This is a genomic window from Parafrankia irregularis (genome assembly GCF_001536285.1).
Taxonomy (GTDB): domain Bacteria; phylum Actinomycetota; class Actinomycetes; order Frankiales; family Frankiaceae; genus Parafrankia; species Parafrankia irregularis.
The window spans coordinates 15,413-36,516 of the sequence record NZ_FAOZ01000020.1 but is presented as its reverse complement, the minus strand read 5'-3'; the positions used below and the strand labels follow the sequence as shown (position 1 = coordinate 36,516).

General features: G+C 70.0%; 12 protein-coding genes. 8 read left to right on the top strand and 4 right to left on the bottom strand.

Translation table 11 applies throughout. The annotated features are described in order from the left end of the window. Positions 1–290: 290 nt before the first annotated feature. From AWX74_RS25100 to AWX74_RS25085, 4 genes are read left to right on the top strand one after another with little or no spacing between them, the layout of a single operon-like run. Positions 291–2,711: a glycosyltransferase gene (locus AWX74_RS25100; protein ID WP_091281782.1), complete on the top strand. Its 2,421-nt coding sequence runs from the start codon at positions 291–293 to the stop codon at positions 2,709–2,711. Then, entirely contained in the window at positions 2,711–4,600 is a 1,890-nt protein-coding gene (asnB, locus tag AWX74_RS25095) for an asparagine synthase (glutamine-hydrolyzing) (protein WP_091281780.1), read from the top strand. The genes AWX74_RS25100 and asnB overlap by 1 nt, the downstream gene beginning before the upstream one ends. Then, the gene (locus AWX74_RS25090) at positions 4,597–5,472 is read left to right on the top strand and encodes a glycosyltransferase (RefSeq protein WP_091281777.1); all 876 of its coding nucleotides are present in this window, start codon (positions 4,597–4,599) and stop codon (positions 5,470–5,472) included. Before asnB ends, AWX74_RS25090 begins: the two co-directional genes overlap by 4 nt. Before the next feature lie 37 nt (positions 5,473–5,509). Continuing rightward, the gene (locus AWX74_RS25085) at positions 5,510–6,865 is read left to right on the top strand and encodes an acyltransferase family protein (protein ID WP_091281771.1); all 1,356 of its coding nucleotides are present in this window, start codon (positions 5,510–5,512) and stop codon (positions 6,863–6,865) included. Positions 6,866–6,945: 80 nt separating this feature from the next. On the opposite strand, the gene AWX74_RS25080 is transcribed toward AWX74_RS25085, so the two are convergent. From AWX74_RS25080 to AWX74_RS25065, 4 genes are all read right to left on the bottom strand, one after another. Continuing rightward, the gene (locus tag AWX74_RS25080) at positions 6,946–7,485 is read right to left on the bottom strand and encodes an acyltransferase (RefSeq protein ID WP_091281767.1); all 540 of its coding nucleotides are present in this window, start codon (positions 7,483–7,485) and stop codon (positions 6,946–6,948) included. Further along, positions 7,482–8,924 (bottom strand): O-antigen ligase family protein, encoded by a 1,443-nt coding sequence (locus AWX74_RS25075; protein WP_091281763.1) that lies wholly within the window; start codon positions 8,922–8,924, stop codon positions 7,482–7,484. The genes AWX74_RS25080 and AWX74_RS25075 overlap by 4 nt, the downstream gene beginning before the upstream one ends. After that, entirely contained in the window at positions 8,921–9,814 is an 894-nt protein-coding gene (locus AWX74_RS25070; RefSeq protein WP_091281759.1) for a YveK family protein, read from the bottom strand. The genes AWX74_RS25075 and AWX74_RS25070 overlap by 4 nt, the downstream gene beginning before the upstream one ends. A gap of 169 nt (positions 9,815–9,983) precedes the next feature. Beyond that, a complete protein-coding gene (locus AWX74_RS25065; RefSeq protein ID WP_091281757.1) occupies positions 9,984–10,571 on the bottom strand; it encodes a hypothetical protein in 588 nt (195 codons plus the stop codon). A 263-nt stretch (positions 10,572–10,834) separates the two neighbouring features. Between AWX74_RS25065 and AWX74_RS25060 the strand changes: the two genes are divergently transcribed. The 4 genes from AWX74_RS25060 (at position 10,835) to AWX74_RS25045 (ending at position 21,085) form a co-directional block, all read left to right on the top strand. Continuing rightward, positions 10,835–12,067, top strand: a complete 1,233-nt coding sequence (locus tag AWX74_RS25060; protein WP_091281754.1) for a glycosyltransferase — start codon at positions 10,835–10,837, stop codon at positions 12,065–12,067. 41 nt (positions 12,068–12,108) lie between these two features. Then, the gene (locus AWX74_RS25055) at positions 12,109–14,304 is read left to right on the top strand and encodes a DUF4082 domain-containing protein (protein ID WP_131799532.1); all 2,196 of its coding nucleotides are present in this window, start codon (positions 12,109–12,111) and stop codon (positions 14,302–14,304) included. Positions 14,305–14,889: 585 nt separating this feature from the next. Continuing rightward, positions 14,890–19,749, top strand: coding sequence for a DUF4082 domain-containing protein (locus tag AWX74_RS25050; protein WP_165615779.1), 4,860 nt, complete (start codon positions 14,890–14,892; stop codon positions 19,747–19,749). A gap of 34 nt (positions 19,750–19,783) precedes the next feature. Further along, positions 19,784–21,085 carry a glycosyltransferase family 4 protein gene (locus tag AWX74_RS25045; protein ID WP_165615778.1) on the top strand — a complete coding sequence of 434 codons (1,302 nt, stop codon included), beginning with the start codon at positions 19,784–19,786 and terminating at the stop codon, positions 21,083–21,085. The last annotated feature ends 19 nt before the right edge of the window (positions 21,086–21,104 follow it).

Below are 21,104 nucleotides of genomic sequence, written 5' to 3'. Positions count from 1 at the left end.
ACCGGTTATCGCAGGCAGTAGTAGTTGTCTGGTAGCTAGTATGGTCCAGCGGCTACCTGGTCTACTGACCTACCTGGTCTAGTCGGTACATGATGCCGAGCCGTACGTGAGCCTAGCTGGTACGTGATCTGGGCTGGTATGAGATCTGGCCAGCCTGCCGGATCACCCACTTCAGGGCATCCGGCGGATGACGATAGCGGACGGCCCCCGTGGGGGCAAGGGCGGTCATACCCGTACTATGACCCGGGCGCTGCTCGCGACTGGCAGCGTTCGGCTATGGGGGGATGGCCATGGATGTTTGCGAGGTAGGTCCGACCGCCGATGGCGGCGCGGCCGCCGGATCCGACCTGCCGCTCGTCTCGGTGGTCATCGTTACCTTCAACAGCGCACCCGTCCTGGCTGAATGCCTGGCGGCCCTGCCCGCGGCGTGCGGTCGGGTCCCGGTCGAGACTCTCGTTGTCGACAACGCCTCCAGCGACGCGACGCTTGAGGTTGCCCGGGCGGCCGGCGATGGCATCAGGATCGTCCCCACCGGGGGGAACGTCGGCTATGCGGCGGCGATCAACCGGGGGATCCGGGCGGCCTCCTCGCCGGCCTCCGCGGTGCTCGTCCTGAATCCCGACATCAGGCTCCGTCCAGGGGCCGTGCCCGCGATGCTGGAACTGCTGGAGCGACCCGGTACGGGCGTCGTCGCGCCCAGACTGCTCGGGGCCGACGGCACGCTCGCGTTCTCGTTGCGCAGGGAGCCCTCCGTCGGCCGGGCCTGGGGCGAGGCGTTGTTCGGTGGCCGTGCCGGCCGGTGGCCGGCGCTGGGTGAGGTGGTTGTCGCGCCGGGGGCCTATGAGGCGCCGAGCGAGGCGGACTGGGCCACCGGTGCCGCGCTGCTGGTCTCGCGGCAATGCCTGGAAGCCGTCGGGGACTGGGACGAGGCGTACTTTCTTTACTCCGAGGAGACCGATTTCCTCCTGCGGGTTCGGGAGGCCGGTTTCCGGCTGCGCCTCGCGCCGGCCGCGGTGGGCGTGCATCTCGGCGGGGAGTCGGGCACCTCGCCCGCGCTGTGGACATTGCTCACAGCCAACCGGTTGCGGCTGTTCAGGTCCCGGCACGGCCTCGCGGCGAGTGCCGCGTTCACCGCGGCGGTTCTCACGGGCGAGCTTCTCCGGGCCGCGTCCGGCCGGGCCATCAGCAAGGCAGCGGTGAAAGGGCTGCTGACGGCGAGCCAGCCGCGGCTGGTGGAACGCGCGGGCGGCAGGCAGCCGGGGGCGGCGGCCACCGGAAGCCGCCGCAGCCGCGGCGGTCGTGGTGGTCGTGGTGGTCGTGGTGGGCGAGCTGGTGCCCGAGGGTCGCGCCTCGCGAACCGGATCCCGGCCGTGATTCCGCTCCCGGTCCGTTCCGCCGGCTCTCCCGGGGTCTCCGGCGCGCCGACCCGGGCCGTGTCGGCGACGCACGCGCTGCCCGCCGACGTCGCCGGTGCGCCGCCGATCGTGTGCTTCTCCGGCCAGGACTGGTGGTATCACAACCGGGCCCACTCGGATTTCCAGCTCATGACCCGGATAGCCGCACACCGGCCGGTGCTGTTCGTCAACAGCCTGGCGGTGCGGATGCCCTTGCCGGGCCGGAGCACCCAGCCGCTGCGGCGGATAGCGCGGAAGGCGAAGAGTATTTCGCGCGGGGTCAGAACACCGCGTGCGGACCTTCCGGACTTCCATGTCCTCTCGCCGGTCCTCCTGCCCCTGTACGGCAGCCGCGCGGGTCGTGTGGTGAACGCCTGGCTGGTGCGTTTTCAGGTGGCCCGGGTGGCGAAGCGCCTGGGGCTGGGTGCGCCCGCCTATTTCGTGACGATGCCCACGGCCTGGGACACGGTTCGCCCGCTCGCGCGGTCGGGCCTCCTTTACAACCGGTCCGACAAGCACTCCGAATTCACCGAGAGCAACGGCGCGGTGGTGGCCGCGCTGGAGGACGAGCTGCTGCGGCACAGCGATCGGGTTCTCTACGTCAGTCACGAGCTCATGAGCCGGGACGGCGCGGCGGTGGCGGACCGGGCGCACTTTCTCGGGCACGGCGTCGACCTGGGCCACTTCAACGCGGCAACGGCCGGTCCGGCCCCCGCCGACATCGCCCGCATCCCGGGGCCGCGGATCGGTTTCTTCGGCGGGCTCGACGACTACACGGTCGATTTCGACCTGCTGGAACAGGTCGCGGCCCAGATCCCGAGCGCGAGCCTGGTCCTCATCGGTGACGCGACCTGTTCGATGCGCCGCTTCGAGGCCTACTCGAACGTGCACTGGCTCGGATTCCGCCCCTACGAGCAGATCCCGGCCTACGGTGCCGCGTTCGACGTGGCGATCATGCCATGGCTGCGCAACGAGTGGATCCGGTTCTGCAACCCCATCAAGCTGAAGGAATATCTGGCTCTGGGGCTGCCCGTCGTGACCACGGACTACCCGCAGATCGCCAGTGACCGCGATGTGGTGCGGGTGGCGGGGAGTCCGGAGGACTTCGTCCAGCTCATCCGGGACACCATCGCCGACGGTGGGCCCGGCGACCCGGCCGGCCGGCGCCGCCATGTCGAGCGCGACTCCTGGGACGCCCGCACCGAGGAGCTTCTCGAGCTCATCGACAGGATTGCCAGAGAGACCTCGGCGCTCGGCCACGCCGGGCGGGCGGGCCGGCGGGCGATCGCCGGCGGTAAGCCGCACCGGGCCGGCTGATGTGCGGCATCGCGGGTATCGCCCGTTTCGACGGCCAGCCGGTTGATCCGGCGATGTTGTCGACGATGACCGGGTTATTGGCTCATCGTGGCCCCGATGCCGAGGGCTTCTGGGCGCAGGGGCCGGTGGGCTTCGGGCATCGCCGCCTGTCGATCATCGATCTCGGCGGCAGCGCGCAGCCGATGGCCTCGGCCGGCGGCCGGCACCACATCTGCTTCAACGGCGAGATCTTCAACTACCGGCAGCTGCGCGAGCAGATGTCCTATCCGTTCCAGACCGGTGGCGACACCGAGGTCGCGCTCGCCATGTTCGCGGAGAAGGGCATCGACGGGCTGAGCCGTCTCGTCGGCCAGTTCGCGTTCGCCGTCCATGACGCGGACAGCGGTGGCCTGACCCTCGTCCGGGACCGGGTGGGCGTGCTACCGCTCTACTACTGCCTGGACGACTCGCAGCTGGTGTTCGCCTCTGAGATCAAGGCGATCCTGCCGGCGCTGCCGAAGCCGCCAGCCGTGGACCATGCCTCGGTCGCCGACTACCTGGCGGGCCGGTCCGTCCCGGCGCCGGCGACCCTGTTCGAGGGGGTCCGCAAGCTGCTGCCCGGCCACGCGCTCAGCGTGGCCCGGGATGGCCGTTCCACGATCAGGCGTTACTGGTCGCCGCCCCTGGCCACGGAGGAACTGCCCGTGGACCCCCGGCAGGCGGTCGACCTGGTCGACGCCGCCCTGCGGCGGGCCGTGGAACGGGCGACTGTCGCGGACACCCCGGTAGGTGCCTACCTGTCCGGCGGTGTCGACTCCAGCCTGGTGACGGCGCTGATGAGCCAGCGGACCGACGAGCCGGTCCACACCTTCTCCGTGGGCTTCGGGCCCGGCCAGCACGACGAGCGGCCGATGGCTCGCCTGGTCAGCGAGCAGTTCGCCACCCGCCATCACGAGATCGTGGTGAAGCCGAGTGACTTCGCCGACCTGTGGTCGACCCTGACCTGGCACCGGGACGCTCCGGTGTCGGAGCCGGCGGACATCGCCGTGCACCGGCTCGCCCAGCTCGCCAGGGAGCATGTGCGGGTGGTGCTGTCCGGCGAGGGCGCGGACGAACTGTTCGGCGGCTATCCGAAGTACCGGCTGGCCGCGCTGACATCCCGGATCGGGATCGTTCCCTCCGGCCTGCGCGGGCCACTGTTCGACGGAGTCCAGCGGTCGCTTCCGGCGAGCGCCAACCGGCTGCGCATCGCGCTGCGGGCGTTGGGGGAGAGGGACGAGCGGGCCCGTCGTGACGGCTGGTTCGCGCCCTTCACCGAACGGGAGCGCAACCGGCTGCTCGGCATCGCCCGTGGGGAGCCGGGCCGGCTGTTACCGGCTACCGGCAACGACCCGCTGCGAGGCATGCTCGAGGCGGACCTGCTCGGCTGGCTGCCCGACAACCTGCTCGAGCGCGGCGACCGGATGACGATGGCCGCCTCGGTCGAGATGCGACCGCCCCTGTTGGACCACGAGCTCGTCGAGCTGGCATTTCGGCTTCCCTCGTCGGTGAAGGTGCGGGACGGCCGCGGCAAGTGGGTGCTCAAGGAAGTGGCGCGCCGCTACCTGCCGACGCTGATCGTGGACCGGCCCAAGGTCGGCTTCCGGGTCCCGTTGGCCGACTGGTTCCGTGGCGATCTCTCCGACCTCGCCGCGGACATGCTGACCAGCAACGGGTCCTTCGTCGGTGGCCTTCTCGGCACGGCACCCGTGCGGCAGCTGCTCGCCACGCACCAGCAGGGCCGGCGCAACGAAGAGATCAGGATCTGGACATTGCTGTGTCTCGAGGTCTGGCATGAGGTCTTCTTCCGCCGACCGGATCGAATCGGATCGGATCGGACTGGATCGGCAGCGCCGGGGGGCGGGGCATGAGTGAGCCACGAACGGGCACCGGACGGGTGTCGGCGAGCGTGGTGGTACCAGCCCACAACGAGGAACGGGTGATCGGCCGACTCCTGTCGAGGATCGTCAGCTCTGGCCCGGACGACACGGGCGCCGTCTTCGATGTGGTCGTGGTCTGCAACGGGTGCAAGGACCGCACCGCCGAGGTCGCCTCCTCGTTCGGGCCGGGCGTACGCGTGCTGTCCACCGACATCCCATCGAAGATCAATGCCCTGCGGATGGGGAACGCCGTCACGGACGTCTTCCCGCGGATCTATGTGGACGCGGATGTGGAGATCGACCGGGCCGGGCTGCTGGCGTTGGCCGAGGCCGTCGACGGCGGCGGCTACCTGGCGGCCGGGCCGGAACGGGTCCTGGACCTCGCTGGCTCGCCCTGGCTGGTGCGTGCCTACTACTCGGTGTGGTCGCAGCTGCCGGTGGTGTCGAACGGGCTGATCGGCCGCGGGGTGGTCGCGGTGAGCGAACGAGGCCACCAGCGCATCGCCGCACTGCCCGACGTCGTCAACGACGATCTCTACCTGCATCGCGCCTTCGGGCCGTCCGAACGCACGGTCGTGCGCTCGGCACGGTCGATGGTCCATCCTCCGCGTAAGGTCGCTGACCTGCTACGCCGCCGTGCCCGGGCCTCCATGGGCAACGCGGAGCAGTCCGGTTCGCGCGCCCGCGAGGAGAGCACCGCCAGCGCCCGGGCGGTCGCCGGGATCCTCCGGCGGGAGCCGGCCCAGGCACCGGCGATCGCCGCCTTCGTCGCCATCACGCTGGGCGGGCGTCTGTGGGGCCAGGCGCGGGCCCGCCGCGGCGGCACCCCTGTCTGGCTGCGGGACAACAGCAGCCGGGCATGATCACAAGTGATGGCAGCGGGGGGACGGTAGTGGCGCGATGACGACCCATCGGGAAGGCTTCGAGTCACCCGCCGCAGTGCCCGATCTCGGGGCCGGCCCCGCTTCCGTCGACCAGGCCACGGTGTGGGTGCCCAGACGAGCCCTCCCGGGCTCGGAGGCCGCCGAACGGACGGTGACGATTCCGCGGTTCGCCCGCGCCACCCGTGCGGTTGTGGATGCGGATCAGGCCCGTCCGGCAGCCGGAAAGGCACCCGAGAAGATACATGGAGCCACCGCGTGGCTGGACGGAGTGCGCGGTCTGGCGGCGATGTTCGTGGTTCTCCATCACTGCTGGCTGATTGTCTTTCCGGGATTCCCGCGAAACAGCGGCCCGTGGTATGTCGGGTGGCTTCTCTACGGCCACCTGGCGGTGGTGGTCTTCATCGTGCTATCGGGCTACTCGCTCGCTCTCGCACCGGCGGCCAACGGCCACCGGCTCAAGGGCGGCTGGCGCACCTTCGCCCGGCGCCGGGCCTGGCGGATCCTCCCGCCCTACTGGGCCGCACTGGCGATCTCCGTGCCCGTCGCGATCTGGGTCACCCACAGCGTCAGCGGCACCGGCGCCGGAATCCGCGCGTTCTTCGTGCACTTCTCGATGCTGCAGATCGTGGTGGACACCGAGCGGCCGAACGGCACGTTCTGGTCGATCGCGGTCGAGGTCTGGATCTATTTTCTGTTTCCGCTGCTGTTGCTGCTCCGCCGACGGCTGGGCCCGGTGGCCATGGCGGGCGTCACCGTCGTCGTCGTGTGTGGCCTGAAGGTCGCCCTTGCGCACACCCCGATGCTCGCCACAAAGTACGGGCAGCTCAGCCCGCAGATGCTGGCCTGCTTCGCGCTCGGCGTGCTCGCGGCCGACTCCGCGCGGGCACCGCGGATCGCGGGACGCCGGGTACCTCTGCTCGGGCTCGCCGGCCTGCTGATCGCCGCCTGCGTGGCGGGCTTCACGGTCGTCGGGTCCGAGGACATCGTGAACAACTACTTCTGGGTCGACGTCCTCGTGGGCGTCGTCACGGCTGTGGCCTTCCGTGGCCTCGCCGCCGCGCCGACATCCCGGCTGCGTGGGGTGCTGGCGGCCCGCCCGCTCACCACCCTCGGCATGTTCGCCTTCTCCATCTACCTGATCCACGTGCTGATTCTGGAAACCCTCTGGTTCCACCTGGTTCAGGACCTGGCCTCGGGAATGGCGGCGCTGGCCGTCATCATGGCCCTGACGATTCCGACGGTCCTGGTCGTGTCCTATGGGTTCTTCAAGCTGTTCGAGGCGCCGTTCCTGCGCGCCCGCTCCTGGGCTGACGTTCGTGCGCTGCGCGGCCGGGCCGGCGGCGGGCAGCCCGTTCCGCACCGGGTCGCCTGAACTGTCTGCCGGCCCGAGGCTCGTCGTTCGTCCGGTCGGCTCGTCGTTCGTCCAGCCAGGTCAGCTCGTGGCTTGTCAGGTCAGCTCGTGGCGCGCGGCGGCAGATCCCGGACCCGGCGGGCCGGAATCCCGGCGTAGAGCCCGTCAGCCTCGCAGTCCGCGGTCACGACGGCACCCGCGGCGATGACGCATCCGTCTCCCACCGTGACACCCGGCATGATCGTCACACGGGCGCCGAGCCAGCAGCCGTCGCCGATCACGATCGGGCGCCCGGCCAGCGCCCCCGCGCGTGACCGTCCGGTACCGGGTTCGTGGGTGCTGGTGCACAGGAGCACCTGCATGCCGAGATGGCAGTCGGCACCGACCGTGATGTCCGCGAACGAGTCGAAGAAACAGCCGCGGTTGACGTACGTCCGGGGCCCGATCGAGACGTTCCGGCCGCCGAACCAGCAGCCGGGGGAGATCGCGGCTCCGGTCACCCGCATGCCGGTGCGGTGCAGCAGCTGTGCGCGCAACGGGCGCGGGGTCACCGGGGCGGCGAGCGCGCCGTTCAGGACGACGTCGCGGACCATGTCCCTGGCCACCTGACGGGCTCGGGCGGCCGGTCCCGGTGCGGTCATCGGGCGTTGTTCCTCTCGCGGGGGGCCGGCTGCCGGGTGAGCCGCCAGGCGGCGCCGCAACAACCGAGCAGAAGAAAGGTCAGGCTGGCGATCAGTGAGAAGCTCAGCGCGTCGAAGGTGGCGTAGCTGAGCATCACCGCGAACACGCTGGCGGCCAGCGCCCGGATGAGGTCCTTCGTCCGCTGGTCGGGGGCGCGGCGCAGGGCGATCACCGCGCAGGCCAGCGGGATTCCGAACAGCAGGATGAGCACGACCATGCCGACCGCGCCGATCTCCACCAGGCTGCCCAGGTACTGGTTGTCCAGGGTGCGGTAGATGTTCGGCAGAAACGTGCGGAATCCTCGGCCGAACAGCGGGGACTGGTCGAAGTAGTGGCCGACCGTCGCGTAGTCACTGGTCCGGCCCGAGGTGCTCGGATCCTCGGAGATGCCGGCGAACATGCTGCGCACGGTGCCGAGCAGGCCGGGCACGGCCAGTCGCATGATGACCAGGAAGACCGGCGTGATGATCAGTGCCCGCACGCGGATCCGGGACGGCCAGCCGGTGAACAGGACGATGAAGGTGACCGTGGCGGCGAGCAGGCCGCCGCGGGACAGGGTCATCGGCAGCGCGACCAGGAGCATGACCACGCCCACCCAGCGGAGCCGACCACGCAGGCGGGTGGCAGCGGGCTGCAGGGCGAAGTGGAGGGCGAACGGCAGGATCGCGGCGAACACGACGCCGGCCTCGATCGGGTGGCTCGCGGTCGCCTTGATCCGGACGAAGTCCGACCGGGTGCTCAGCTCGTCGAACGCCGCGATCGGCTGCAGGCCGGGCGGCTTGACCGCGGCGAGCGGATTGAACCCGGTGTAGAACTGCACCAGCCCCAGCAGGCCGAGCAGCCCGCCGCCGATGGCCAGGCGCCGCAGCAGGGTCTCCATCCGATCGAGGCTGCTCACCCCGTCGCAGGCGATCAGCATGATCCCCAGCCAGCACAGGGTCGCGATGAGGCCCCGGTCAGCCGCGCGGATCTCGACCGCGGACGTGACCCGGCCATTGGACGCGGTGTAACTGAGCAGGACCACGACCATGAACATCAACGCGGCGACGCGCACCGGGTTCGCCGCCTGGTCCAGGCCCAGAGCCGGATGCAGCCGCCCGCCGAGCCAGCACAGCAGGCCGGCGAGACCGATCAGGTTGGCCGGTGTCGCGGCCGAACCGAGCGAACCGATCACCAACTGCGCGGACAGGCCCAGCAGCAGGAACAGGAAGAGCGTGAGCAGGCTGACCGTGTCCAGGTGCGAGGTCGACCGGAGCCACGACGGGACCGACGCCGCGGCCGACGCCGGGGGCGCGGCCAAAGGGGTGGACGGGGCCGGAGCCAGGGCCGCGCCGGGGCCGCTGGCGCGAGATGTGGTGGCCGGGGGGTTGGTAGCGGACCGCGACGTTCCGCTGATCATGACTTTCGGTCGCTGCCAAGCGGTCGGCGGTCGTAGCCCGACTGCGGGTCGTCGTCCAGTGACATGGGACGCCGCAGCGGAATGCGGTAGGTGCGTTCGGTGTCGTGGTCCGAGCGACCCTGCGGTGCCCCGTCGAAGGTGCTCGGCTCGTCGTACCGCTGGCGCTCGCGGTGTTCCTGCGGCCCCGCGGCCGGGCGCCGGGGGCGCCCGATCTCCCCGTAGCCGTCATTGTCGGTCGGCGCGGACGGCCCGGTGGGTGACATCGGGGCACCGCCGTCACCGGCAGGCCGCGGCGAACGCAACCGGTCGAACAGCAGAACGCCCAGGAAGGTGAGCAGGCAGCAGACCGCGAAAGCCATCGCCGCCTGCGTGTAGCGGGCCTTCTTGGCGACCGTGACCACCGGCTCCTCGGTGATCTTGTTCAGGACGAACCACGACGACCGGGGCGCGCCGCCCTTCTCCTGCTCCTGGTCCAGCACCTCGCCGAGCTTGGTGACGACGTAGTTGACGGTGGTCACGACCGCGGCCCGGTCAGGTCCCTCGGCCTGCACGTTGAGTACCGGGCCGGCGGCGTCGGTGGGAATACCGATCATGTACCCCGCGGTGGCCCCGTGCTTCACGGCTTCGTCAACGGCTTCGGCGGTGCTGGTCAGGCGGCTGATCACCTCCGCCGTAATGCGCAACGACTGCCCGAATCCCAGATACGGATTGTCAACCTTGCCGGTCTCCGCGGAGACGGCCGACGGCAGAAGGAAGACCTGGGACGATCCCTGATAGCTGACGGGGGTCATCACGAAGGCGCCGATCGCGGCGACCACGGTCAGAGCAACTCCGGCGGCGGTGAGTCGCCACCGCCGGAGCAGAATCGTGAGCGGTCCGTTCAGTTGCATTACGTGTTCCCCCCGGTGCCGATCCGGAAGACCTGACTTCCTGAACGCGGCGGAAGCTGTGGACGGGTAGGCGCCGTCACCGACGGCCTCGGGTGCAACCTTTGCCGTTCCCATGGTCGCAGCAACGGCAAAGATGTGGTTTGAGCTGGTGCTTGCCGCGGGGGAGCGCTCATCGCGGCCGCGCTCGCAGGAGGCTGGTGCCCACGGCCGCGGTGACGAGAACGGAGACGAGGAGAACTCCCAGGGCTGCCCGCGGGCGACTGCCGCCGGCATAGGACGCCGGGCCTGCCGGGCCACTGGAATCCTTGCCGGCTCGCGGCAGCGGCACCAGGACGATGCGCTTGGCGTCGGGAATTCCGTCCTGCCAGATCTCGAGCCGCTTCGACAGCTGGCTGACGACCGCGTTGACCGTGTCACGGGCCACCGCGCCGTCGCTGTCCGCGGAGACAATGTTGATGATCGTGCTGCGGCCGACGATGTCCGCGAACGGCTCGGTGCTGTTGCGGGAGAAGGCGAGCTGAAAGTCGGTGACCTGCTCGGGGCCGAGCGCTCCGGGCCGGGAGAGCTCCGAACGGGCGTAATAGATCAGCAGCTCGCCCGCGAACTGGGCGTTCAGCGCGTCGTCGCGGCCCTTGTCCACACGGAGCACGACGGCCACGCTCGCCGACTGGGGTGCCGGACGCATGAATAACGTGACGGCACCCAGCACCGCCCCCACCGCCAGCACGGCGGCCAGCGCAACCCGGGCCCGCCCCATTCCGTCCCCCCAAGGCGCCCTCGCCGGTCCGGCGGCGTCAGGCGGAAGTATCCGTTCCCGCGAGCTTCGCATGGCAGAGTGGATCTCGCCCCCTGCTGCGGAGATCCAGTCCGTGAAGGTGACGGGCCGGCGTCATCTGTTCGGCTACCACCATAGGGCAGGTACTCAGGAGGCCGCACGGCCGGTGCTCCCTGACGGGATAGCGGTCGGTTACCATCGGCCACGCATTCATTGGCGTGGATGCGCAATCGGAGGGGGGACCGATGAGCCGCGCTGTGCGTGCGCCCGACCTGGCAGGGGCTGCTCAGTGGCGTCAATGCGTCACCGTGTGTGCGACCAACCGCTGGGATGGCGTCAAACTACACGACCGCTCACTCGCGGAACAGCTGGCCCGCCACGTACCTGTTCTGTATGTGGACCCGCCGATCTCACCGGCGACGCCGCGGCGCCGGGCGGACATCGCCGCCCCTGCCTCGCCCAGGGTACGCATGGTGGCGGACAACCTGGCACAGCTGGCGCCGGTGGTGCTGCCCGGGCTGCGCCGGCGCGGAGTCGCCACGGCGAACTCGGAGATCGTCCGGCGCCAGATCAGACGCGCCGTTCGTGACCTCGGCGTACCCGTCGCGGCGCTGGTGGAGGCGGACGTGCTGCTCCCGGCCTTCGGGGCAGCCCGGGAACGGCTGCGCGTCTACTGGGCACAGGACGACTACGCCGGCGGTGCGGCGTTGCTCGGGCTCGACCCGGTGCGGGTGCAGGTCGCCGAGGTGCGGGTGGCGGCGAAGGCGGATGTGGTTATTACCGCGAGTCCCGTTGTTCATGACAAACTGGCCGCATTGGGTGCGAGCCCGATCCTCATTCCGTATGGCTGCGATCCCGAGGCGTTCGCCGGCGTGGAGACCGCGGCGGATCCGGAAGACGTGGACCTTCCCGGCCCGGTTGCCGGTCTGGTCGGGCATATCAATGCGCGAATAGATCTCGGTCTGCTGGAAGCGGTTGCCGAGGCCGGTCATTCGCTGCTTCTGGTCGGCCCGATCGATCCAACGTTCGAGCCGGATCGGATGCGGGCGCTGCTCGGCCGCAAGAACGTCGTATCGGTGGGGCGGAAGCCCGCCGAGTCGCTCCCGAGCTATCTGAAGGCCATCGACGTCGGCCTCGTGCCCTATGTCGACACCGCCTTCAACCGTGGTAGTTTTCCACTGAAGACCCTCGAGTACCTCGCAGCGGGGCGGGCGGCTGTGTCGACGGATCTGCCGGCTACCCGTTGGTTGGATTCATCGTTGATAGTCACTGCTACCACTCCGCCAGAGTTCGAGGCAGCTGTAGCCGCCGAGCTGCAACGCGAGCGGTCCGGCCAGCTGGCCGCCGCTCGTCGCGCGTTCGCGGAAAGCCACAGTTGGGCTCGTCGGGCCGCTGATTTCGCCGCAGCGATCCGGGTCACACGACCTGACGGTTCCGTGTCCATCTCCGGGGGGGACCGACCGGGAGGCACGCAATGACCGCGAGTAATACGTGGAGCGAATTTCACGTTTCAGCAGAGATGGCCGACCGGGCGGAGGCCGGTCCGGTCACCGGCATACCGGTGCCAGACGGCACCGCGACCGGCGCTGACCTGGCCGGATTCAATCCGGCTGGTCATGATCTGACGGGTGCCGGTGTGGCGGGCTTCGGTACGGCTGGTCATGATCTGGCGGGCGCCGACCTGACGGGCGCTGAGATGGCTGCTTTCGGCACGGCTGGTCATGATCTGGCAGGTGCTGATCTGGCGGGTTTCGATCCGACTGGTTTCGGTACGGCCGGTCATGAGCTTGCGGATCACGGTCTGGCGGGCGCTGACGTGGCCGGTTTCTATCCGGATGGCTATGAGCTGGCCGACTATGAGGCGGCCGGTTTCGATCCGGCCGGCTATGACCTGGCGGACCATGACCTGGCGGAGCACGATCTCACGGGCGCCGACCTGGCTGGTCCCGATCCGGCCGACTTCGATCCCGCCGACTTCGATCCCGCCGACCTTGAACCCGCCGGCCCCGCATCGACCGCCTCCGGCCGGCAGGGCGGCGCGCGGCCACCAGGCAGAGGCGGGCGCCGACGAAGGCAGCGGGGCGCCGCTCAGCCGCGCCCGGCCCGCAGGCCGAGCCGTCGCTTGTCGATCATGCTGGTCGTGGCCCTGGCGGGCGGTCTCGTCGGCCTGGTGGTAGGGCTGCGGACGGCGTCGGACAACCTGACCGTGGCGGAGGCCGGCCGGTCGGGCAGGGGTTCGTCCGGTCCGGTCAGCCTGTGGAACGGGCGTGGGGCGCTGACGGTCGAGACCAGCCCCGACACCCGCCAGGTGGTGCTCGGGCTGCGGTTCCGCCCAGAGGTGTCCGGGCGGATCTCCGCGCTGCGGGTCTACCGCCCGACTGCGGGCGGCGGCCCGAACACGGGTGCGCTCTGGTCCGGTGACGGGCGGCAGCTCAGCACGCTGACGATTCCCAACAGCGACCAGGCCGGCTGGCGCCGCGGGGCCTTCGAGCGTCCGGTCGCCGTGCAGGCCGGGCAGACCTACGTCGCCGCCTACCAGGTCGATTCCGGCGGCTATGTCGATCAGGTCGACTACTTCGGCGCCGGAAAGGTCCGCAAGGTCGGGCCGCTCATCGCGCTCGCCGGGGTGTACACCTACCGCGCCGCGGCCTTCCCCGACGAGACCTGGCGCGACAGCAACTACTACGTGGACGTCGAGTTCCAGCCGGTTACCTCGGGGGCGGGAGCCCCGGTCACCGTGCCGCCCTCGCCGGGCCCGAACGCGACCGCGCCCGCGTCACCGGGCGTGTCCGCCGGCCCGTCCGCCGGCGCCACGCCGGGGGCGACCACCACCGCGTCGGCGACACCCACCGGTCAGGCGCCCACGCCGGCGGGCGGTGGTGCGACGGTCCCGCAGGCCACGCCGCAGACCTCAGGTGTCTCCGCGCCGCCCAGCGCGTGGCCTGGCCCGGACAGCACCGGGGTCAAGCCGGGGGTGGCCCTGACCCCGTCCGGATCCATCACGGTCACCAAGGACAACACCGTGATCAGTGGGCTGGACATCACCGGCACCATCACCGTGCGGGCCAAGAACGTGACCATTCGGAATGTCCGGGTGCATGGCTGTGGTGACCGCGGCGCGATCGACGCCGGCTACGTGGAGGACAGGGTCGGCCCGACCCTGGTCGAGGACGTCGAGGTCAGCGGCGACGGGCTGGCCTGTGACCGGACCGGCGTCGGCAACTCGAACATGACCATCCGGCGCGCGGACATCCACGGTTTCCGGGCGGGTATCTATTCGGACGGAAACACGGTCGTCGAGAACAGCTGGGTGCACGACCTGTACTCCAACCACTCGTCCCACATGGACGGGTTCCTCTCGAACGGCGGTTCGAACTTCACGCTCGTCGGCAACAACATCGAATGCGCGGTTCCGGACGGTAATGACATGTGCTCGGGTTCGGTCGGCCTGTTCGGAGACTTCGCGCCCATTCAGAACGTGCTGATCCGGTACAACCTCTTCAACACCCAGGGGGCCTACTGCGTGTACGGGGGCTCCGGGGCGCAGAAGGCGTTCCCGCTCGCCAGCAACGTCCGCATCCTCGACAACACGTTCGGTCGGCGGTACCACCCGACGTGTGGAACCTACGGAACGATCGCGGGCTTCGAGTCCGTCAACGGGAACCAGGTCTCGGGCAACGTCTGGGTTGACACGGGAGCGGCGGTCACTCCCTGAGTACTGCGCCGTCACCGACTGATGCGGTGGCGGCGGACCGGCTGGTATCGCGAGGTGGGTGGCGCTCGGGCCACCCACCTCGCTGCGTTTCCGGCCAATATCGGCAACAATCGACAACAGATGAACTGCGTTCGAGCGATGGTATGTGGTGGTTTGCTCGCCGACGGTTGGTGCGCTACCGTGTCGGATCGCCGCAGCGGCACCCAAAAGGGGGGGTGTGCCGCGTGGCCTCGGGGGGGTCCGAATGAGTGTCAGCCAGCTGTCGCGGCAGATGTCCGCGCGTAGTGGTCGGCTGTGCGCGTTCCGGCGCCGTGTCGCACCTACATGACTTCCCCTGAACCGTCCACGATCTGAGATCGACGTGCGCGTGCCGGGGGCTGACGGCTTCGACGACCCCTCCCACCCGCATCCGACAAGGCTCCAACCCGAATCTGTCGCCTAGGCCGGACCTGACCCGGCGGCCGGGGCAAGGGCGCGGTACCCGTCCCGGAAAAGTGGGAGATCGTCATGCAGTCTCGTCGGCGCGTTGCCAGTTCGTGGTGCCGTGGATCGACCGGTCCGTCGCCGCGCCGTCGGCCTGGTGTGATGGCCCTGGCGGCGGCGGTGCAGCTGGCGCCCCGTCGGGTGGCGGTTCTCGCCCTGCTGGTGGCGGCCTCGCTGGTCGGCTTCACCGTGATGCCGGGCGCCCAGACGCTCCCGGCTGCCGAGGCCACCACCGCAGGTCCCTGCGACGCCCCCGTGAACCCGATTGTCTGTGAGAACAGCCTGCCCGGCACGGCGCCGTCCGAGTGGAAGCTTTCCGGGGCCGGCGACCCGACAATTCAGGGCTTCGGGACGCAGATCAGCGTCAACAAGGGCGAGACGATTCACTTCAAGGTGAAGACCGACGCCTCCGCGTACCGCATCGACATCTACCGGATGGGTTATTACCAGGGCAACGGTGCGCGCAAGCTCGACACGATCACGCCGAGCGCCGCCCTGCCGCAGGCTCAGCCGGCCTGCTACACCGACAACACCACCCATTTGGTGGACTGCGGCAACTGGGCCGAGTCGGCGTCCTGGGCGGTGCCCTCGACCGCTGTCTCCGGTATCTACTTCGCGATCCTCCACCGGGAGGACACCGGCGGCGAGGGCCAGATCACCTGGGTCGTCCGGGACGACTCCAGCCACAGCGACGTCCTGGTGCAGGCCTCGGACACGACCTGGCAGGCGTACAACTGCTACGGCGGGTACAGCCTCTACGAGCTCGGCGACGACTGCCACCAGGCGAAGAAGGTCAGCTACAACCGGCCGTTCGCCACGCCGCAGAACAAGTTCCAGGACTGGGTGCTCAGCGCGGAATACCCGATGATCCGGTTCCTGGAGGCGAACGGATACGACCTGAGCTACACGAGTGGCATCGACGCCGACAAGTCCGGTGCGCTGCTGCAGAACCACAGGACGTTCATCTCCTCCGGGCACGACGAGTACTGGTCGGGCGCACAGCGGGAAAACGTCGAGGCGGCTCGCGACGCGGGAGTGAACCTCGCCTTCTTCTCCGGTAACGAGGTCTACTGGAAGGTCCGCTGGGAACAGAGCATCGACGGTTCGGGCCAGGCCTACCGGACGATGGTCTGCTACAAGGAGTCCCGGGACAACGCGAAGATCGACCCGTCCAGCGAGTGGACCGGCACCTGGCGTGACACCCGTTTCTCCCCGCCGTCGGACGGCGGTGAGCCCGAGAACGCGCTGACCGGCACGTACTGGGTCGTCCAGAGCGACTACCACGACATCCAGGTGCCGGCGGACGACGGCAAGATGCGGTTCTGGCGCGACACCGGTGTCGACGAGCTCGGTGAAGGCCAGGTGGCCACCCTCGCGCCGAGCACCCTCGCCTACGAGTGGGACACCGACATCGACAACGGGTACCGGCCCGCCGGCCTGTTCCAGGTCGCCCACTCGGACGTGGCGAACGCGACGTCGGTGGTGAAGGACGCCTACGGCAACGTCGTCTCGCCGGGGTCGGCGTCGCATGCGATGACCATGTACCGCGCCGCGAGCGGCGCGCTGGTCTTCGGTGCCGGCACCATCCAGTGGTCCTGGGGCCTGGACCAGGCCAACCCGAACAACACCGCGCCCGACCAGCGGATGCAGCAGGCCACGGTCAACGTGCTCGCCGACATGGACGCCCAGCCCGACACGCTGATCAGCGGGCTGACGGCGGCGACCAAGTCGACGGACCACACCGGGCCGACCGTCACCATCACCTCACCCACCAGCGGCGTCGCGCACGCGAACGGAGCCACGGTGACCGTCTCCGGGACGGCCGCCGACTCCGGTGGCGGTGTTGTCGGCGGTGTCGAGGTGTCCATGGACGGCGGTGCCACGTGGCACCCCGCCAAGGGGCGTGAGTCCTGGTCGTACACCGGCACGGTCGTCGGCGTCGGGGCGGTGGCCATCCAGGTCCGCGCCTCGGACGACAGCGGCAACATCGGCACGGTCGCCCAGGTCGCGACCACGGTGTCCTGCCCCTGCACGATCTTCCCGACCGACGCCGTCCCGGTGAACCCGGCGACGAGCGACGGCTCGGCCATCACCCTGGGCGTGAAGTTCACGTCGACCATGGACGGCTCGATCACCGGCGCCCGCTTCTACAAGGGCGCCGGCAACACCGGCACCCACACGGCGACCCTGTGGACGGCCGACGGCACCCTGCTGGCGAGCGGCACCTTCGCCGACGAGACCGCGAGCGGCTGGCAGACGGTCCTCTTCCCACAGGCCGTGGGCGTGTCGAAGGACCTCACCTATGTGATCGCGTACCACGCTCCGTCCGGCCACTACGCGGCCGATGCCGGTGTCTTCACGAACGCGGGCACCACGGGCGTGCCGCTGAAGGCCCTGCCCGGCGGTCCCACCGCGTCGAACGGGGTGTATCGCTACGGAGCGGCGGGGCAGTTCCCGAACCAGTCGGTCGCCGCGGTGTCCGGCCAGATCAACTCCGCCTGGAACTACTGGGTCGACGCGATCTTCTCCGACGCCTCGGCGGCGGATGTCACGCCACCGTCGGTGACGGCGCGCACTCCGGCCTCCGCCGCCACGAACGTGGACCCGGCCACCGCCGTGACCGCCACACTCTCTGAGGACATCACCAGCGGGAGCGCCTCGCTCGTCCTCCGGGACGCGGCCAACGCCGTGGTTCCGTCGACGGTCGCCTTCAACGCGCAGGACCGCAAGCTCACCCTCACCCCGAACGCGACCCTGGCCAGCGGCAGCACCTACACCGCGGTTTTGTCGGGCGCCGCGGACGCGGCGGGCAACGTCATGAACCCGGTGTCGTGGTCGTTCACCACGGCCGGCCCACGCACCTGCCCCTGCACCATCTGGGACGCCTCCGCCGCACCGGCGGTGCCGGCGAGCTCCGACCAGGCCGCGATCGAGCTCGGGGTGAAGTTCCAGGCGACGAGCGACGGCTGGATCTACGGGCTGCGCTTCTACAAGGGAGCCGGCAACACGGGCACCCACGTCGGATCGCTGTGGGACGCGGCGGGCAACAAGCTGGCCTCGGTGACCTTCACCGGTGAGTCGGCGACCGGCTGGCAGCAGGCCTCGATCTGGCCGCCGATCGCCGTCACGAGCGGAACGACCTACACGGCCTCCTACTACGCACCGGCCGGGCATTACTCGTACACGACAGCGGCGTTCGCGACGACCGGTGCCGGCACCGCCCCGATCCGGGCGCTGTCGAACACCGACGCCGGCGGTAACGGTGTGTACAAGTACGGTGCGAGCGGCCTGCCCACGAACACCGCCCAGGCGGCGAACTACTGGGTGGACGTCGTCTTCGACACCACCGCCCCGAGCGACTCGGTGCCGCCCGTGGTGGCCGGTGTGACCCCGGCGCCCGGTGCGACGAACGTCGCGGCGGGTACGCCGATCACCGCGACGTTCAGCGAGGCCGTGCAGCCGAGCACCATCTCGATGGTGGTGAAGGACGCCGCCAACAACACCGTCGCGGGCACCGTCAGCTACGACGCGCCGACCCAGACCGCGAAGTTCACCCCGACCGCGTCGCTCGTCACCAGCGCCAGCTACACGGCGACGGTCTCGGGCGCGAAGGACCTGTTCGACAACCCGCTGGACGGGCCGCAGACGTGGAGCTTCACGATGGCTCCGCCGTCCTGCCCCTGCACCATGTTCGGTTCCACCACTCCGGCCCAGATCGCGGGTGACTCGCAGGCCATCGAGGTCGGCATGAAGTTCCGGGTGGACCAGCCCGGCTACATCAGCGGCGTCCGGTTCTACAAGTCCACCGGCAACACCGGCACCCACCTGGGCAGCCTCTGGTCGGCGACGGGCACCCGGCTGGCGACCGCGGTCTTCACGGGCGAGACCGCCTCCGGCTGGCAGACCGTCACCTTCGCCTCCCCGGTGGCGGTCACGCCGGGCACGACGTATGTCGTCTCGTACCACTCCAACACCGGCTACTACGCGGCCACGGCCAACTACTTCACCAACCCGCCGGCGAGCGCCTCGCCGATGGTGGTGATGGCCAACGGGGCCGACGGCCCCAACGGTGTCTACTCCTACGGCGGCACGGCGTTCCCGACCAACACCTACCTGAGCGCCAACTACTGGGTGGACGCGGTCTTCGTCCTGAGCGGGTCACCGGACACCACCGCGCCGCAGATCGCGAACCGCAACCCGGCGCCCGGCGCGACGAGCGACGCGTCGGCTCCGATCACCGTCACCTTCGACGAGCCGATCAACCCGTCGACGCTCAGCCTGACGTTGAAGAACGCGGCGAACAACACTGTCACCGCGACGGTCAGCTACAACTGGGAGACCTCGACCGCGACGCTGGTGCCCAGCGGGGCGGTGTACTCGGGGCAGCTGCACACGGTGACGGTCTCGGCCAAGGACCTGGCCGGCAACACGATGGCGGCGACCTCGTGGCAGTTCACCCCGGTGGTGACCTGCCCCTGCTCGATCTTCCCCGCGACGGCCACCCCGGCGGTCGCGGCCGCCTCTGACACCGCCGCGGTCGAGGTAGGGGTCAAGTTCCGCCCGGATCAGAACGGCTACATCACTGGTTTGCGCTTCTACAAGGGCGCGGCCAACACAGGTACCCACATCGGTCACCTGTGGGATGCAAGCGGTAACCTTCTTGCGACCGCGACCTTCTCTAACGAGTCGGCCTCGGGCTGGCAGCAGGTATCGCTCAGCACCCCGATACAGGTGACGGCGGGCACCACCTACGTCGCGTCGTACAACTCCTCGGCGGGCCGGTACTCCTACACGACGAACTACTTCGAGTCGACGACGACCAGGGCGCCCGTACGCGCGCTCGGCAACGGCGTCGACGGCCCCAACGGCGTGTACAAGTACGGCGCTTCGAGCTTCCCGACCGGTAACGGGGGCAAGAGCAACTACTGGGTTGACGTCGTGTTCACCACCAGCCTGTCCTAGTGCCGCTCCTGACCTGACCCGAGCGGAGAGCACTGTGAAGATCCTGGTCTACCCTCACCACCTGGAGATCGGCGGAAGTCAGACCAACGCCATCGACCTGGCCACCCAGCTGCGTGACGCTCATGGCCACGAGGTGGTCTTCTTCGGAACTCCTGGGCCGGCGGCGGCACTGCTGCACGAACGGAAGATCCGCCTGCTCCCGGCCCCCGCGGCCTTCGGGGCCCCGTCGGCCCGGATGATCGCGGCGCTGGCCCGGGTGGTCCGGGAGCAGCGGCCCGACGTCGTCCACGCGTGGGACTGGCCGCAGTGCGTCAACGCGCTGCTGGCGCTGGGTTCGATGGGGGCGCTGGGGCCGCTGGGGGTGCCCTTCGCCGGCAGTGACATGAACAACCTCTCGGTGTCCGCGCACCTGCCGAAGTCGGTGCCGATGACGTTCGGGACCGAGGAGACGGTCGACGTGGCCCGCTCGCTGGGGCACCGCCGGCTGCTGCTGCTGGAGCCACCGGTGGACACCGGCCGGGACGACCCGGACGCGGTGGACGGCACCGTCGTCCGCAAGGAGCACGGTGTCGGCGCCGACGAGCTGCTCGTCGTCGCCGTTTCCCGGCTGGTCGGCTGGCTGAAGCTGGAAGGGCTGATCGGGGGCATCGAGGCCGTCGGCGAGCTGGCGGCCCGGTACCCGGTGCGCTTCCTCGTCGTCGGCTCGGGCACCGCCGAGGATGACCTGCGGCGCCGTGCGGCCGTCGTGAACGAGGCGGCGGGCCGTGAGGTCGTCACCGTGCCGGGCCCGATGCTCGATCCGCGCGGTGCCTACGCCGCCGCCGACATCGTGCTCGGCATGGGCGGCTCCGCGCTGCGAGGCCTGGCCTTCGGTAAGCCCGTCCTGCTCACGGGGGAGCGCGGGTTCTCCACCGTGGTCAGCGAGGACACCGTGACCCCGCTGTTCTGGCGGGGCTACTACGGCGTCGGCGACGGCACCCCGTCCGACCTCGCCGGGCAGCTGGAGACCCTGCTGGTCGACGCCGAGCTGCGCGCGCGCCTCGGCGGCTGGGCCCGCGATCTCGTCCTGCGTCGCTACTCGCTGGAGGTCGGCGGGCGCAACCTGGACGGATTCCTGCGCGAGGCGGTGAGCCGGCCCCCGGCCCGGCTGGACATCCTGCGGGATCTGGCCGCGATCGCGCCGCGGGCCACCGCCAGCCGAGTGATACCGCCCTCGGTACGCAGCCGGCTCCGTGGCGGCCCCGCACCGTCGAGCTGGGCGGACGTGGCGGTGGCCCGGGGCACCCAGGACCGCTCCACCCCGGCTGGCGGCGCCCCGGCCGGCGGCCCGCGCTAGCGGAGCACCGGCCGGCCCG